The organism is Streptomyces sp. NPDC043746, from assembly GCF_056436485.1.
This window is the reverse complement of the sequence record NZ_JBWKCM010000035.1, coordinates 14,284-28,499: the sequence shown is the minus strand read 5'-3', so window position 1 is coordinate 28,499 and position 14,216 is coordinate 14,284. Positions and strand designations below refer to the sequence as shown.

Below are 14,216 nucleotides of genomic sequence, written 5' to 3'. Positions count from 1 at the left end.
CCCCCCCCCCCCCCCCCCCCCTCCCCCCCCCCCCCCCCCCCCCCCCCCCCCCCCCTCCCCCCGGCCCCCCCCCCCCCCCCCCCGGGCGGCGGCTCACCGGGGGGCGTGGAGGCCCACCAGGGTGAGGAACAGCGGCAGGTTGGGGAAGAGGATCACGTCCTTGCGCAGCCATCTGCCCCCGGCCCCGTCCCGGACGGTCACCTTGCCCTGGTCGGCATCGACGGTTCCGATCTGCGACCACACCAGTCGGCGGCCCGAGGCGACCACGCCCTCCTCGTCCACGTGCACGTCGCCGAAGGCCACCTGTCCCCCGCCTCGGATGCGGTCGAGGGCCGGGGGGACCTGGGCTTCGGTGACCGAGGTGACGATCTGCGGCACGAGCCTCTCCACCCCGGTCAGGTGGTGCGAGGTCAGGATCACCTTGTGCCCGTCGGGCCGCTCCAGGTAGCAGCCGCTGACGCCGCCCACCGCCGCCCCGTTGACGGTGATCGTCTGCCCGAACACCGTGAGTTCCTGGACGTCCGTCCAGAGCACCTGCTCGGCCCGGTCGCCGACGTGATGGATCAGGCCCCGCTCGTGCAGCTGCACCCGCTGGGCGCCTTCGCTCCGTAGCCTGAGCAGGGAGCGCGCCGTGAGCAGGGCGGTGAGGACGACTCCGGTCCCCCCGAGCAGGATGAGGGGCGGAACACCCTCCATGAGGCCGACGACCAGCGGCGGCACCGTCACCAGGGCCCCGGCTCCCGTGCCCAGCAGCGTGTTGCGGGACGCACCCTTCTTCGAGCCGTCGAACACGGCCACTGGCGAGCCCAGCCCGTCCGGGGCGTCCGGGCCCCCCTGCTCCGGCGTCCGCGCCCCCGACGTCCCTTCCGATGTCACTGGCATTCCTCCCCTTGCGGCGGCGATGCGCGCCGATTATCCCGACAGCGGCCCCGGGCCGCCGTACCCTGCGGGCACCCGGCCGGTCCCGGTCCGGACGGATCGCGGTGCGGGGCAGCGCCGTACGGTCAACTGCGCCTGCACAAGGGCCCGTAGCGCCCCCGCCAGGAGCGGTGCTGCTGCTCGGCCCGGTCGGTTCACGGTGAGGGGTCGATGCGGGAGGGGCGCTCGGTGGAAGCGGAAGAGGAAGAGGAAGGGGGAGAAGGGGAAGAGGGAGCGGGAGAGGACGGCTCGGGGGGCTCGGACGGTTCGGGGGCCTCGGGCGGTGGTGCCGGTGTCCGGGCCGCCCGCTGGCCGAGCACGACCCCGCACAGCGTGAGCACGAGGCCGATGACCTGCCGCCCCGAGAGGGTCTCACCGGCGAGCAGCAGCCCCAGCAGCACCCCCGTCACGGGGTTGAGCAGCCCCAGCAGGCCGACGGTCCCCGCGGGCAGGTGCTTCAGCCCCAGGAACCAGGCGGCGAACGCGACGGCCGTCGCCACCACGGCGAGGTAGCCGAAGCCGAGCAGCGCGGGCCCGTCGAGCACGGGTGGCGCCCCCTCCACCAGGGCCGCGCACGGCAGGAGCAGCAGCCCGCCGCCGAGCAACTGCCAGCTGGTGGCGGCGAGCACGTCCACCCCGCCGCTCCACCGCTTGGCCAGGACATAGCCGTACGAGGACATCGCCATGGCCCCGACGGAGGCCAGCACGCCGAAGGCGTCCACCGAACCGGCGGCCGTGAAGACCATCAGGCAGACGCCCGCCACCCCGGTCGTGGCCCCGGCGAGGTGCTTCCAGCCGGGACGCTCGCCGACCAGCGGCCAGGCGAGCACCATCATGAACAGGGGTGCGAGCGCCATGATGATCGACGCCAGGCTGGTGGGGAGGCGCTGCGCCGCCACGTAGACGAGGGCGAAGAAGCCGCTCATGTTCAGGGCGCCGAGCACCAGGGACTTCCACCACCAGCTCCCCCGCGGCAGTTTGCGGCAGAGCGCCAGGAGCAGCAGCCCGGCGGGGACCGCGCGGAAGGCGGCGCCGTACAGGGGATGGGTCTCGGGCAGATACTCGCGGGTGACGAAGTACGTCGTGCCCCAGGCGACGGGGGCCACCGCCGTGACCAGCGACCATTTCAAATTACCTTCCATGGAAGCTATTATGCCTTCTATGGAAGGTAATTTTCGGGAGGACCCGGACGAGGTGGTGGAGCGCGCGGGTCTCGACCATGTGGCCCGTATCCAGGCCGAGTGGGCGCGGGAGCGGCCGGACGTGGACGTGTCCCCGCAGGCGGTCATCGGCCGGATGCACCGCCTGGGCCGCCTCCTGACCGACCGCCTCGACGCCGTCTACGCGGCCCACGGCCTCTCCGAGGGCGAGTTCGACGTGCTGGCCGCGCTGCGCCGGGCCGGGGAGCCCTTCGAGCGGGCACCGGGTGAGCTGGCCGCGCACACGATGGTCACCACAGGGGCGATGACCAAGCGGATCGACCGCCTCCAGCGGGCAGGCCTGGTGGACCGGCGCCGCTCGGCGGCGGACGGCCGGGGGCGGGTGGTCGCGCTCACCCCGGCGGGCCGGTCCCTGATCGACCGGGCCTTCACCGACCACATGCGCAACGAGCGCGACCTGCTGGACGCGCTGGACCCGGGGGAGGCGGCGGAGCTGGAGCGGCTGCTGACGGCGTGGCTGGGGAGGATGGAGCCGCCGGCGGCGACGGAGGCCCGCCGTCGGGCGCATCGCGGCGCGTCCCCGCCGCGGATGTGAGTGAGGCCCCACTCAAACTCCGTTTCGATCCCTCTTCGGGACGCGCCGAGAAGAAGCGTTTCGGCGTGCGGGCATTCCCCCGTACGGGTGTGGCGCGGCTCTTCCGCGGCTCCCGGGGCGCGCACAATGGGGCGGCGGTTCGTGCAGAGGTGCCGAGGCCCTCTCCCGCACCTTGCGCTGTAGGAGGACCGGTGGCGGATGGCTGGGCGGTTCAGCGGACGGGGCCCGGTGACCAGGCCCGTACCCAGGCGAGGGAGCGACTGCTGGACGCGGCACGGGAGCTGTTCGGGGTCGTCGGCTACCGGGAGACCTCCGAGGCGGACCTCTGCGAAGCGGCCGGCGTCACACCCGAGGTGCTCCGGCAGGAGTACGGGACCCGTGAGGGGCTGCTCGTCGCTCTGCACAACCGGGTCACCACCATCGGCCTGCGGGCCATGGAGGCCGAACTGCGCACCGAGGGGATCGACGAGTGCTCGATCGCCGAGCGGGTCCGGCGCCTCTTCGACGCGTACGTGGGGGCCGTCACCCGCGATCCGCGCGAGGCCCGGGTGACCTTCGTCGAGGTGCTCGGTGTCAGCGCGGTGGTCGACGAGCACTGCAAGCTCTGGCGGGCGCTGTGGACGGAGTTCCTGACGGGCGAGGCGGAGCGGGCGGTGGAGCGGGGCGAGGCGGAGGACCGGGACCACCGTGTCGACGTCATGGTCATGGTCGGCACGGTCCACGAACTGATGGCCCACCACACCCGCCGCAGCCGCCGGGCGCGTCCGGAGGAGGTGTCGGGTGAGCTGACGGAGTTGGCGCTGACGATGCTGGGGTCGCAGCGGGTGGGGTGAGGGGGCTGCCGCCCGCTGTGCCCGTCTCCGGGGGCATACCGGGAAGGTGCGCCGGGGACGCGTGCCGGGAAGGTGCGCCGGGGACGCGTGCCGGGAAGGTGCGCCGGGGACGCGTGCCGGGAAGGTGCGCCGGGGACGCGTGCCGGGAAGGTGCGCCGGGGACGCGTATCGGGGTGGTGTGCCGGGGACGCGTGCCGGGAAGGTGCGCCGGGGGCGCGTATCGGGAACGGGTGCCGGGAACGCGGCAGGCCACCGGCGGGGCCCCTGGGCGGGGGCGTACGCGGCCGGTGGCCTCCGTGGTGCGACGGTTGCTCGCTCCGGTCTGCTCACTCAGGGTGAGGCGGGCGCCTGTCCGGCACCGGCCGGTCCGGTTCCCCGTCAGTGCGGGAACCCGTCACCCGGAGGGATTTCAGCACTGGTTGGGCACGTTGCCCGTCTGGTTCCCCTTCAGCAGGCCGCCCCAGATCCAGCTCGTGCCCGAGCCGAGCTTGACCCACTTGTTGTGGGAGACGCCGTACGCCGTCACATGCTGGCCGTTGGCCCAGCATATGGCGTTCAGCTTGGTCTCGGCGCTGACGGTGTACTTCAGGGTGCACTGGTTGGACGCGCAGCTGCGGACGTTCGCCTGGGTCCACGTGGTGACCGTCGTGTTGGCGGCGATCACGTCGGACGCCGCCACCGGGGCCTGCCGTTCGACGGGCGCTGTCGCCGCGGCGGCGGGCGCGGACATGGCGGCGGCCAGCATGCCCGCCGCGATGGTCGTGATGGCCTTGGCTCTCAATCCCATGTGAAGAATCCCCCTGTTGGACATGGTGTGCTGGGACATCCAGCACGAAAAACGCTAGCCGCCGTCGGTCCGCTCGGTTAGTCATGTACTGGCCAACGAGCGAGGGGGCGGCGGCTCTCCGCGTCGTCCGGGCCGGAATCGGGGGTGCGGGCATCTGGGCAGCCGACATCTCCGGAAGTGGGGCAATGGCCGGTAGATCACCGGCGGCTGGTCGAGCGGGCCCAAGGGCCCGGAGCGGTGCGTCGCTTTCCCTGGTCGTTCACCACTTTCGTGTCGTGATCATGTCACCGCGCGGGTTCTTGGCCGGATTCCTCGGCATCTTCCCGGAGCGTGACCGTGCCGGCCAGGAGGGTACGGCCGCACGCGCCGCGGACTCCGGACCGCACGGGGGTGGCGGAGCTGCCCGAGCAGGCGCGAGGAGCCCTCCGGAGCCGGGACTTCCGGCGGTCGGAGCCGCCCTCGGTGGCGGCGGGGCCCAGGCCGCAGGGCCGTCGGGTCGCCGGGGTGCAGGGCTGCCGGGGCGGCGCCAATCAGGCCGGGACGGCAGTCGCGTGCTGTCCTGCGTACGGGCCCCCCACCCTCCACGCCCGGTGGAGGGCGTCGGCGAAGGCGGCGGCCAGGAGGTGTTCGCCGGTCGGGCCGGGGTGCGTGCCGTCGTACGTGTCCGTGTGGATGTCGTAGCCCGGCGGGGTGGGGGCCAGCAGGAGCGGGGAGGCAGGGGAGTCCAGGTCGGTGGCGGCCCGGGCCAGCAGTGCGTTGAAGCGGGCGCAGGAGGCGGCGAAGGGGGCGTCCGACTCGGCCCGGATGTTGGGTATCACCGGGAGCAGGACCATCCGGATGCGCGGGTTCGCCGTGCGGGCCGCCTCGATGAACGCGCGGGCGTTGGCCGCCGTCTGCCCGGCGTCCGTGTAGAAGCCGAGGTCTATCAGGCCCAGCGAGACCAGCAGCACGTCCGCCTCCGCCTCGCGCACCGCGTCCGCGATGACCGGGGCCATGTGCAGCCACCCCTCGCCCCACCCCGCGAGATGCCGGCGAGCGGCGGGCGGGAAGGCCGGGTCGGCGTACGCGTGGGAGAGCGGGGCGCCCGCCCCGGGGTCGTACAGCGTCGTCCGCGGGCCGACGATCTCGTACGAGGCCGGGCAGACCGCCTCGAAGTGCTGCCACAGCCGGTAGCGCCAGGTGAAGTCGCCGGTGGCGCCGATGGTCATGGAGTCGCCGACCGGGAGAAAACGCATGGCGTCATCATGGCCGATCACGGCTGTGGCCTGCGACGTGACGATGGACACGGTGGGTCCCCGGATCCGGGGCGGCCGCCCCGGGCCCCGCGACCGTGGACACTTGGGCCATGCGTCCGTATCCGAGCCGTCGAGCGGCACGTCCGTATCCGAGCCGTGGAGCGGCGGGCCCTGCCGTTCCCGCCGCGGCCCTCCTGCTGCTTCTGGGTGCCGCCTGCCCCGCCGTCGCCGCCGACGGGGAGCCCGACCGTGACTTCACGATCGAGGACCCCCGGATCACCGAGTCCAGCGGCCTCGCCGCAAGCCGCCTCCACCCCGGCGTCTACTGGACGCACAACGACAGCGACGACGGCCCCTACGTCTTCGCCGTCGACTCCCGCACCGGGAGGACCGTCGCCACCGTCACCATGCGGGGCGTCGGGGAGCCGCGCGATGTGGAGGCCATCTCCATCGGTCCCGACGGGGACATCTACGTCGGTGACATCGGGGACAACCTCGACGGCACCTGGAACCACGTCTGGATCTACCGCTTCCCCGAGCCGAAGACGCTCCGGGACACCACCGTCACCGCCACCCAGTACGACGTCCAGTACGCCGACGGCCCCCGCAACGCCGAATCGCTGATGGTCCATCCGAAGACCGGCCGCGTCTACATCGCCTCCAAGAACGAGAACGGCGGCGGGCTCTACGAGGGCCCCGGCAAGCTCACCACCGGCTCCATGAACGTCTTCCGCCGGGTGGGCGAGGTGCCGTGGGTGACCGACGGGGCCTTCTCGCCCGACGGGCGCTCGCTGGCGCTGCGCTCGTACTTCAGCGCCCGGGTGTACGCCTTCGAGAACGGCCGTCTCGGGGAGAGCCGGGCGGTCGCCGCGCCGTTCCAGCGGCAGGCGGAGTCGGTGACGTACACGGCGGACGGCTCGGCCCTGATGTTCGGCTCGGAGGGGGCGCGCAGCGGTGTCGTGCGCGTGGAGGTCGAGGGGGCCGGAAAGCCGCAGGGGAGCGGCGGCACGGGCGATGGCGAGGAGAAGGGGAAGCCCGCGGGGAGCGGAAGCCCGGGGCAGGGCGGGGGCGGTGGCGATCAGGGGGACGACGGCAAGGGCAGCGTGGGACTGGGGGCCGTGATCATCATCGGGGTGGGGGCGCTGTGGTTCGCGCTCCGGCGGAAGCGGGGGGAAGGGCTGAGGCGAGCGGGGCGGGGCTGACGCGAGGGGGGAATGGGCTGAGGCGCGCGGGGGCGGGGCTGACGCGAGCGGGGGCGGGGCTGAGATCTACGGGCCACCGGTCCCTCGGCCGCCCTTCGTGACCTTCGCACTGCCGTTCGTGACCTTCAGTCGCCGTTCGTGATCGGCCACACCTCGTAGTGCAGTGTCCGGTCCCGCTTGAGCCTGTGCACCAGCGGCACCAGCACGCCCTGCACGATCGGGTACTTCCGCGACAGCATCCGCGCCGCGTGCGTGTTCTCCTTCGTGCCCGGCCGCAGCAGCCGGGCGTGGGCCCTGACCTCCGGGCCCGTCGGCCTGCCCCGGACCGTGCAGGGGGCCAGCTCCACCTTGGGGTGGTTGCGCATCCGCTCGACCTTCCAGGCCGAGGAGAACGTACGGACGAAGGCGTGATCGCCCTCCACGGCGATGTTCACGGGCGTGCCGACGGACGTGCCGTCCTGCCGGTGGGTGCTCAGCAGGACCGCGTACTGCTTCACGAAGGGAGCGAGTTCCCGGCTGGCGTCCATATGTCCATTGGGGCACGGGCCGGGCGCGCTGTCATGTCCGGTCCGTGGCGGCCTCCGCCGCCCTGTCCGTCTTCGGCCCGCCGCCCGCCGCCCGTTCCGCTACCAGGGCCTCGAAACCGGCGATGAGCCGCCGCAGCCCGAACGTGAAGTGGTCGAAGTCGGCGCTGAACGTGTCCTCCGACATCCCGGCCATCGTCGGGTACGCGCCGCTGAGCATGGCCCGCTCCAGGTAGGGGCGCTGGTTCTCCCAGAACTCCTCGTCGCTCAGCCCCGTCTGCGCCACAGCCTCCGCCGCGTCGGCCTGCGTGCGGGCGAGGCCCTCCACGAAGCTGTTCACCGTGATGATCACGCCGATCAGCTCGGGGTCGCGCAGCCCCATGGACCGCAGCGCGGTGAGGGAGAGCTCCAGGCCGCGCAGGGCGCTGGGGCCGAGCACCGTACGGGCCTGGTTGATCTTCAGCAGCCAGGGGTGGTTGCGCAGGTTGTCCAGGTGGGCGCGGGCCATCGTGTCGATCGCTGCCCGCCAGTCGTCGGGTACGCGGTGTCCGGCGGCCGGACGGTCGGCATCGGCAAAGAGCGGCTCGCCCAGCACCCGGTCGAGCATCAGGTCCAGGAGTTCGGCCTTCCCGGGGACGTACCGGTAGAGCGACATCGTGCCCGTGCCCAGCTCCGTGGAGATCCGGCGCATGGAGACGGCGGACAGGCCCTCGGCGTCCGCGACGGCGATGGCGGTCGTGACGATCCGGTCCAGGGTGAGGCCCGGTTTGGGGCCGCGACTGGGGCGGTCCCCGGTGCCCCACAGGAGTTCCAGGCTGCGCGCGATGTCGCCGCTGCCGGTCGCCGTGCCGTCCGCCGTGCGGCCGGTCGCCGCCGATGCCGTGACCGCCCCGGTCCCCGTCGCCGCCCCGTCGGTCGCCCCGTCGGTCGTCCCGTCGGTCGTCCCCGTGGTCGCTCCGTCTTTCGCCATGAGGGCAGCGTAATGCGCCGGAGGCGATATGGGTACGCCGTACTCGTATTAAGGTACGGCGTACTCAGTTTGGGGTACGGTGTACTCAGTTTGCTCGAACGTCGCTCGGAGAACAGGGGGTTGTGCCATGTCCACGTCTGGGAGCGCCTACGCGGTGCTCGCCGAAGGGGTCGTGAAGCGCTATCGGAGGCGAGGGAGGGGCGGGGCCGAGAAACGGGCGCTCGACGGGTTCGACCTCGCCGTCCGCCCCGGGACCGTCCACGGCCTGCTCGGTCCGAACGGGGCCGGGAAGACCACCGCCGTACGGGTCCTCGCGACTCTTCTGCGGTACGACGGGGGCCGGGCCGAGGTCGCCGGGCTCGACGTGGGGCGCGAACCCCGTCGCGTACGGAGCAGGATCGGTCTCGCCGGGCAGTACGCGGCCGTCGACGAGGGGCTCACCGGGCGGCAGAACCTGGAGATGTTCGGCCGCCTCTTCCACCTCGGCAACCGCGGGGCCCGGCTCCGCGCCGGGGAGCTGCTGGAGCGGTTCGACCTGGTGGAGGCGGCCGGGAAGAGCGCCCGTGAGTACAGCGGGGGTATGCGGCGGCGACTCGACCTCGCCTCCTCCATGATCCTCTCGCCCGATGTGCTCTTCCTGGACGAGCCGACCACCGGGCTCGACCCGCGCAGCCGGGGCGAGGTCTGGGAGACCGTACGGGATCTGGTGGCGGGCGGTACGACGGTGCTGCTCACCACGCAGTATCTGGAGGAGGCGGATCGGCTCGCCTCGCACATCACCGTCATCGACCGGGGGCGGGCCATCGCGGACGACACCCCGGACGCCCTGAAGGACCGGGTGGGCGGCGACCGGATCGAGGTCGTCGCGGCTGAGGAGGGCGACCTCGCGGAGGTGGCGCGGGCGGTGGACCGGGTGGCCGGGGGCGGGCTCGTCGTCACCGACGCCCCCGCCCGTCGCGTGCACGCCCAGGTCACCGACCGGGTGGCCGCCCTCACGGAGGTGGCCCGGAGCCTCCAGGGCGACGGAATCGCGGTGGAGGACATCGGGCTGCGTCGACCGAGCCTGGACGATGTGTTCCTGCGGCTGACGGGCCACGGCGCGGGCTCCGACGACGCGCAGGCCGCAGGGAGCGCGCAGGCCGTACGGAAGGCGGCGGCATGACCGTACTCGCACCGGACCCCGCGGCGGCGGCCGAGGCGCCCCGCAAGCGCGGACTCGCCCACTGGGCGGTCTCCGACTGCTGGAACATCACCCGCCGCAGCCTGACCCACTACCAGCGGCAGCCCTCCGCCGTCGTCTGGCAGCTCGGCTTCCCGATCCTCTCCGTCCTGTTGTACGGGTACGTCTTCGGCAGCGCCATGAAGGTGCCGGGCGGCGGCGACTACCGGGAGTTCCTGATGCCCGGCATGTTCGCCATGACCATGGCCATGGGCTTCATGAACACCGCCGTGGCCGTCGTCACCGACTCGGGCAAGGGGGTCCTCGACCGCTTCCGGTCCATGCCGATGGCCCCCTCCGCCTTCGCTTCCGGCCGCGGGGCGGCCGACCTGGCGGTGGCCGCAGCCGAGCTGGCCATCCTGGCCGCCACCGCGCTGCTGATGGGCTGGCGTGCGGGCGGCGGGGTGGGGCCGGCCCTGGGGGCGTTCGGGCTGCTCCTGCTGCTGCGGTTCAGCCTGATCTGGGTGGGCGTCTGGCTCGGCCTGCTGGTCCCCACCCCGGAGGCGGCGGGCGGGCTGTACGCGATCGCCTTCCCGCTCACGATGATCTCCAGCACCTTCGTCGCCCCGTCCCTGATGCCGGGCCGGCTGGGCACGGTCGCCGCCTGGAACCCGATCTCCTCCACCGCGACCGCCACCCGCGAGCTGTTCGGCAACCCGGTCGCCGGGGGCGGCACGTGGGTGGAGGAGCACGCCCTGCTGATGGCCGTGGTCTGGCCGGTGGTGATCACGCTGGTCTTCCTGCCGCTGGCGGTACGCCGGTTCCGCCTGCTGAGCCGGTGAGGGGCGGTCCGGGGTGCGTACGGGGCGCCTCAGAGACGCAGTTGCCCGCCGCCGGGCGCACCGGCGGCGGCGCCTGACCGCCCGGCGACCCGGCGGCACCCCCTGGGGTGGTGCGCCATGACCGCACCCGATACCGCGCCGGACTTCGTGCGCGCCACCCGCCGTTCGTACGACGCCATCGCCGGTGGATACGCGCGGTGGACCCGCGACGAACTCGCCGCCAAGCCCCTGGAGCGCGGGCTGTTGGCCGTCTTCGCCGGGCACGTGGTGACGGACGGGGGCGGGCTCCCGCTGGCCGATGTCGGGTGCGGTACGGGCCGGGTGACCGGGCATCTGCACCGACTCCGCCTGGGCGTCGAGGTGTTCGGGATCGACCTCGCGCCGGGCATGCTGGCCGAGGCGCGGCGGGACCACCCCGGGCTGCGGTTCGAGGAGGGCTCCATGCTCGGCCTCGACCTGCCGGACGGCTCCCTGGGCGGCCTTCTCGCCTGGTACTCCACCATCCATGTCCCGGACGAGGAACCGCCCCGCGCCTTCGCCGAGTTCCAGCGTGTGCTGGCCCCGGGCGCCCCCCTGCAGCTCGGCTTCCAGGTGGGCGACGAGCCGCTGCGGCTGACGGAGGCGCTGGGCGAGGAGGTCGCGCTCGTCTTCCACCGGAGCCAGCCCGAGCGGGTGGCCGGGCTGCTGCGGGCGGCGGGGCTGGAGGTGCGGGCCGTGGTGCGCAGGGAGCGGGACACGGAGGGGCCGTTCCCGGAGCGGGCGCCGCAGGGGTTCGTCCTGGCCCGTCGGCCCCGAATGGCAGACGGGTGCGGAGGAGCGGAGAGTGGATGAGGGGGTTCCGTGCGGGCGCGGCGAGAGCGCCCGTGGCAACCACTCTCTGTGAGGCGGACATGGCCGACATCGAAGCGCGGAGCGGAAACGCGGCGAAGAGCGGCGGCGGAGGCGGCGTGCGCGGCACGACGACCATCGCCGACGGCGTCGTGGCCACCATCGCCGGAATAGCCATCCGGGAGACCGACGGCGTCCACTCGGTGGGCAAGGGCGCGTCGAAGGCGCTGGGCGCCGTCACGAGCCGGGTCTCCGGCTCCTCGGGCGCCGGGCGGGCGGTCAAGGTGGAGGTGGGTGAGAAGCAGACGGCGATCGACGTCGACGTCGAGGTGGAGTACGGCGTCGCGATCCACGAGCTGGCCGACCGGATCAGAGGCCAGGTCGTCGAGGCCGTGGAGTCGATGACCGGGCTGGAGGTCGTCGAGATCAACATCAACGTCTTCGACGTGCACATCCCGGACGACGACGATGAGGACGAGGAGGACTCGGGCGGCCGCGTGCAATGAGGTCCGGACCGGGCCCGTGAGAGCCGGGCCGGGCCGGTCCGGGGCGCTCGGAGGGCTGATTGTCAGTGGTGGCTGTGAGGATGGGGGCACACCGCGACAGAGCGGACCGAGCACAGACCGGAGCACGGGACTGAGGGGGGACGCCATGGGCGCCTGGGACATCGGCCACTTCGACAACGACACCGCGGCCGACTTCGGCGGGCGGGTGGACGACGCCGAGCCGGAGAAGAAGGCGGACGTCCTGCGGGCCGTCCTGACCGCCGCCGCCGACACCGCCCCGCAGGACTATCTGGACGAGGGCGAGGAGGCGGTCGCGGCCGCCGCCCTGGTGGCCGCCCAGTGCCCCGGCGGGGAGCCGGTCACCACGGCGTACGGCCCCAAGGACCCCGTCCCCCCGCTCCCGGCCGACCTCCGCCCCCTGGCGGTCCGCGCCCTGGACCGCCTCACCGGCGCCAACGCGGAGCCGCTGGACCTGTGGGCCGAGGCCGGGGCGGAGAAGGAGTGGCTGGCCGGGATAGCCGCCCTGCGCGCGGTGCTGGCGGCGGCACCGGCGGAGTGAGTACGCGAGGCGGCTGCCCGGTCTCACCGAGCCCGGCTGCTCGGTCCTCGCCGCGCCCGTGCGCCCTGGTCGTTCCGATCCCGGGTGCTCAGGTCACTCCGATCGGGCTGGGGTGAACTCATGATGCGCACCCTAGTGTTCTCCCTCCACGCCCGTCCTCAGCGTTTCGGGCGGCCCGCGCGCACGATCTCGTCGACGTCCAGGGTGACTTCGGCGCCGAGGGAGTCGGGCAGCGGGGCCTCCTGGCCGGGGGCGTAGACCTCGTGGCGGTCGTAGCCGGCGGGGAGCGGTTCGGTGAGGACGTGGACGCGGCCGTGCTTGCGGTCGACGATCACGTAGACCGGGATCCTGGCCTGGGCGTAGGCGGTGACCTTGTGGCGCAGGTCCGTCTGGTAGTTCCCGGAGGTGACCTCCAGGACCAGGCGGAAGCAGGCGGGGTCGTAGCAGTTGTTCTCGATCAGGTGCTCGTCGAGGTCGGCGTGCACGATCGCCAGGTCGGGGATCACGTAGTCCTCGGGGCCGCTGGGGAGCCAGAGGCCGATGGCCTGCAGGACCTCCGTCTCCCCGTCGTCGAGTCCGGCGGCGATGAAGGGCCGCATGAGCTTGGTGAGCGCGCGGGCGTGCGGGCCGTCCGGAGGTGGTGCCACGGTGACGAGGCCTCCGATGATCTCGACGCGATGCCCCGGAAGCTGCTCGGTGAGACGGTTGGCCGTTTCCAGCAGCGTTTCCGGCTCATCGTCACAGGGGTGCTCGACTGCTGCTGCAGACATTGCGGGCCTCCTGGAATGGGCTGGTGTCGAGAGCATCATCGTAGGGCGGAACAGCCCAGGAGCACGCTTCTGGCATATGCCACCCGGCCGGGTGACGCGGAAACGGCCCGGCACGCCGTGTGGGTGCCGGGCCGTCTCCGTACAGCGGAGAGCTGAAGGGCTACAGCTTCTCGATCACGTAGTCGATGCACGCCGTCAGCGCCTGGACGTCCGCCGGGTCGATCGCCGGGAACATGGCCACGCGCAGCTGGTTGCGGCCGAGCTTGCGGTACGGCTCGGTGTCGACGATGCCGTTGGCGCGCAGGGTCTTGGCGACGGCTGCCGCGTCGATCTCGTCCGCGAAGTCGATCGTGCCGATGACCTGCGAGCGCTTCGCCGGGTCCGTGACGAACGGGGTGGCGTACTTCGACTCGTCGGCCCAGGAGTAGAGGTGGCCCGACGAAGCCGCCGTGCGGCCCGTCGTGAAGTCCAGGCCGCCCTGGGAGTTCATCCACTTCAGCTGCTCGTTCAGCAGGAAGAGGGTGGAGAGCGCCGGGGTGTTGTACGTCTGGTTCTTCAGCGAGTTGTCGATCGCCGTCGGCAGCGAGAAGAACTCCGGGATGTGCCGGCCCGAGGCGTGGATCCGGGCCGCGCGCTCCAGGGCGGCCGGGGAGAACACGCCGATCCACAGGCCGCCGTCGGAGGCGAAGGACTTCTGCGGGGCGAAGTAGTAGACGTCCGACTCGGTGATGTCGACGGGGAGGCCGCCCGCGCCGGAGGTGGCGTCCACCAGGACGAGTGCGCCCTCGTCGGCGCCCGCGACCCGCTTGACCGGGGCCGCGACGCCGGTGGAGGTCTCGTTGTGGGTGAAGGCGTAGACGTCCACGCCCGCCTCGGCCTGCGGGTCGGGGTGGGTGCCCGGGTCGGAGGCGATGACCGTCGGGTCGGAGAGCCAGGGCGCCAGCTTGGCGGCCTTGGCGAACTTCGAGGAGAACTCACCGAAGTTGAGGTGCTGGGACTTCGACTCGATCAGACCGTGCGTCGCGATGTCCCAGAAGGCGGTGGAGCCGCCGTTGCCGAGGACGACCTCGTACCCCTCGGGGAGGGAGAAGAGCGCGCGCACCCCGTCCCGTACCTCGCCGACCAGGTTCTTGACCGGGGCCTGACGGTGGGACGTACCGAGGAGGGAGGTGCCGGTGGCGGCCAGCGCGTCGAGCGCCTCCGTCCGCACCTTGGAGGGACCGGCGCCGAAGCGTCCGTCTGCGGGCTTGATGTCAGCGGGAATCTGGATGTCGGCCACGAGTCGGAGCGTAGTCCCTCGGCGGCACGGCGCTGCAACCGTGTCCGTC

Annotated in this window: 16 protein-coding genes; 8 read left to right on the top strand and 8 right to left on the bottom strand. The window is 72.8% G+C overall.

The window, feature by feature from the left end; genetic code table 11:
- Positions 1-93: 93 nt before the first annotated feature.
- Positions 94-876, bottom strand: coding sequence for a DUF6585 family protein (locus AC0682_RS27910; RefSeq protein ID WP_478535885.1), 783 nt, complete (start codon positions 874-876; stop codon positions 94-96).
- A gap of 197 nt (positions 877-1,073) precedes the next feature.
- Positions 1,074-2,060 (bottom strand): DMT family transporter, encoded by a 987-nt coding sequence (locus tag AC0682_RS27905; RefSeq protein ID WP_478535884.1) that lies wholly within the window; start codon positions 2,058-2,060, stop codon positions 1,074-1,076.
- A 19-nt stretch (positions 2,061-2,079) separates the two neighbouring features.
- Between AC0682_RS27905 and AC0682_RS27900 the strand changes: the two genes are divergently transcribed.
- Together AC0682_RS27900 and AC0682_RS27895 are read left to right on the top strand one after the other, a co-directional pair.
- Complete coding sequence (locus AC0682_RS27900) at positions 2,080-2,673, top strand: MarR family winged helix-turn-helix transcriptional regulator (protein WP_478535883.1); 594 nt, start codon at positions 2,080-2,082, stop codon at positions 2,671-2,673.
- Positions 2,674-2,864: 191 nt separating this feature from the next.
- On the top strand, positions 2,865-3,506 hold the full coding sequence (locus AC0682_RS27895) for a TetR/AcrR family transcriptional regulator (protein ID WP_478535882.1): 642 nt from the start codon (positions 2,865-2,867) through the stop codon (positions 3,504-3,506).
- 409 nt (positions 3,507-3,915) lie between these two features.
- Here AC0682_RS27895 and AC0682_RS27890 read toward each other — a convergent pair whose 3' ends face one another.
- Complete coding sequence (locus AC0682_RS27890) at positions 3,916-4,293, bottom strand: hypothetical protein (protein WP_478535881.1); 378 nt, start codon at positions 4,291-4,293, stop codon at positions 3,916-3,918.
- A 530-nt stretch (positions 4,294-4,823) separates the two neighbouring features.
- Positions 4,824-5,528, bottom strand: coding sequence for a GDSL-type esterase/lipase family protein (locus tag AC0682_RS27885; protein WP_478535879.1), 705 nt, complete (start codon positions 5,526-5,528; stop codon positions 4,824-4,826).
- Positions 5,529-5,638: 110 nt separating this feature from the next.
- On the opposite strand from AC0682_RS27885, the gene AC0682_RS27880 reads away from it, so the two are divergent.
- Positions 5,639-6,730, top strand: a complete 1,092-nt coding sequence (locus tag AC0682_RS27880; RefSeq protein ID WP_478535877.1) for a WD40 repeat domain-containing protein — start codon at positions 5,639-5,641, stop codon at positions 6,728-6,730.
- A 125-nt stretch (positions 6,731-6,855) separates the two neighbouring features.
- Here the strand turns inward: AC0682_RS27880 and AC0682_RS27875 are convergent, their stop codons facing one another.
- Both AC0682_RS27875 and AC0682_RS27870 read right to left on the bottom strand, forming a co-directional pair.
- Positions 6,856-7,257: a PPOX class F420-dependent oxidoreductase gene (locus AC0682_RS27875; RefSeq protein WP_478535876.1), complete on the bottom strand. Its 402-nt coding sequence runs from the start codon at positions 7,255-7,257 to the stop codon at positions 6,856-6,858.
- A 31-nt stretch (positions 7,258-7,288) separates the two neighbouring features.
- On the bottom strand, positions 7,289-8,224 hold the full coding sequence (locus tag AC0682_RS27870) for a TetR/AcrR family transcriptional regulator (RefSeq protein WP_478535875.1): 936 nt from the start codon (positions 8,222-8,224) through the stop codon (positions 7,289-7,291).
- Between the two features lie 127 nt (positions 8,225-8,351).
- Here AC0682_RS27870 and AC0682_RS27865 point away from each other — a divergent pair, with 127 nt between their 5' ends.
- From AC0682_RS27865 to AC0682_RS27845, 5 genes are all read left to right on the top strand, one after another.
- The gene (locus AC0682_RS27865) at positions 8,352-9,386 is read left to right on the top strand and encodes an ATP-binding cassette domain-containing protein (protein ID WP_478535873.1); all 1,035 of its coding nucleotides are present in this window, start codon (positions 8,352-8,354) and stop codon (positions 9,384-9,386) included.
- On the top strand, positions 9,383-10,225 hold the full coding sequence (locus tag AC0682_RS27860; protein ID WP_478535871.1) for an ABC transporter permease: 843 nt from the start codon (positions 9,383-9,385) through the stop codon (positions 10,223-10,225). Before AC0682_RS27865 ends, AC0682_RS27860 begins: the two co-directional genes overlap by 4 nt.
- Before the next feature lie 117 nt (positions 10,226-10,342).
- Positions 10,343-11,056 carry a class I SAM-dependent methyltransferase gene (locus AC0682_RS27855; protein WP_478535869.1) on the top strand — a complete coding sequence of 238 codons (714 nt, stop codon included), beginning with the start codon at positions 10,343-10,345 and terminating at the stop codon, positions 11,054-11,056.
- Positions 11,057-11,115: 59 nt separating this feature from the next.
- Positions 11,116-11,559, top strand: a complete 444-nt coding sequence (locus AC0682_RS27850; RefSeq protein WP_254811988.1) for an Asp23/Gls24 family envelope stress response protein — start codon at positions 11,116-11,118, stop codon at positions 11,557-11,559.
- Positions 11,560-11,704: 145 nt separating this feature from the next.
- Entirely contained in the window at positions 11,705-12,118 is a 414-nt protein-coding gene (locus AC0682_RS27845; RefSeq protein WP_478535867.1) for a DUF4259 domain-containing protein, read from the top strand.
- 158 nt (positions 12,119-12,276) lie between these two features.
- Here AC0682_RS27845 and AC0682_RS27840 read toward each other — a convergent pair whose 3' ends face one another.
- Both AC0682_RS27840 and serC read right to left on the bottom strand, forming a co-directional pair.
- Positions 12,277-12,888 (bottom strand): Uma2 family endonuclease, encoded by a 612-nt coding sequence (locus tag AC0682_RS27840; RefSeq protein ID WP_478535865.1) that lies wholly within the window; start codon positions 12,886-12,888, stop codon positions 12,277-12,279.
- Positions 12,889-13,048: 160 nt separating this feature from the next.
- Complete coding sequence (gene serC / locus AC0682_RS27835; protein ID WP_478535863.1) at positions 13,049-14,167, bottom strand: phosphoserine transaminase; 1,119 nt, start codon at positions 14,165-14,167, stop codon at positions 13,049-13,051.
- Between the last annotated feature and the right edge of the window lie 49 nt (positions 14,168-14,216).

Bases quoted from the DNA above. Each gene is read 5' to 3' on its own strand.
- AC0682_RS27855 (WP_478535869.1), top strand. From the start codon at position 10,343: ATGACCGCACCCGATACCGCGCCGGACTTCGTGCGCGCCACCCGCCGT.
- AC0682_RS27860 (WP_478535871.1), top strand. From the start codon at position 9,383: ATGACCGTACTCGCACCGGACCCCGCGGCGGCGGCCGAGGCGCCCCGC.
- AC0682_RS27845 (WP_478535867.1), top strand. From the start codon at position 11,705: ATGGGCGCCTGGGACATCGGCCACTTCGACAACGACACCGCGGCCGAC.
- AC0682_RS27885 (WP_478535879.1), bottom strand. From the start codon at position 5,528: ATGCGTTTTCTCCCGGTCGGCGACTCCATGACCATCGGCGCCACCGGC.
- AC0682_RS27850 (WP_254811988.1), top strand. From the start codon at position 11,116: ATGGCCGACATCGAAGCGCGGAGCGGAAACGCGGCGAAGAGCGGCGGC.
- AC0682_RS27875 (WP_478535876.1), bottom strand. From the start codon at position 7,257: ATGGACGCCAGCCGGGAACTCGCTCCCTTCGTGAAGCAGTACGCGGTC.
- AC0682_RS27890 (WP_478535881.1), bottom strand. From the start codon at position 4,293: ATGGGATTGAGAGCCAAGGCCATCACGACCATCGCGGCGGGCATGCTG.
- AC0682_RS27870 (WP_478535875.1), bottom strand. From the start codon at position 8,224: ATGGCGAAAGACGGAGCGACCACGGGGACGACCGACGGGACGACCGAC.
- AC0682_RS27900 (WP_478535883.1), top strand. From the start codon at position 2,080: ATGGAAGGTAATTTTCGGGAGGACCCGGACGAGGTGGTGGAGCGCGCG.
- AC0682_RS27840 (WP_478535865.1), bottom strand. From the start codon at position 12,888: ATGTCTGCAGCAGCAGTCGAGCACCCCTGTGACGATGAGCCGGAAACG.
- AC0682_RS27880 (WP_478535877.1), top strand. From the start codon at position 5,639: ATGCGTCCGTATCCGAGCCGTCGAGCGGCACGTCCGTATCCGAGCCGT.
- AC0682_RS27865 (WP_478535873.1), top strand. From the start codon at position 8,352: ATGTCCACGTCTGGGAGCGCCTACGCGGTGCTCGCCGAAGGGGTCGTG.
- AC0682_RS27905 (WP_478535884.1), bottom strand. From the start codon at position 2,060: ATGGAAGGTAATTTGAAATGGTCGCTGGTCACGGCGGTGGCCCCCGTC.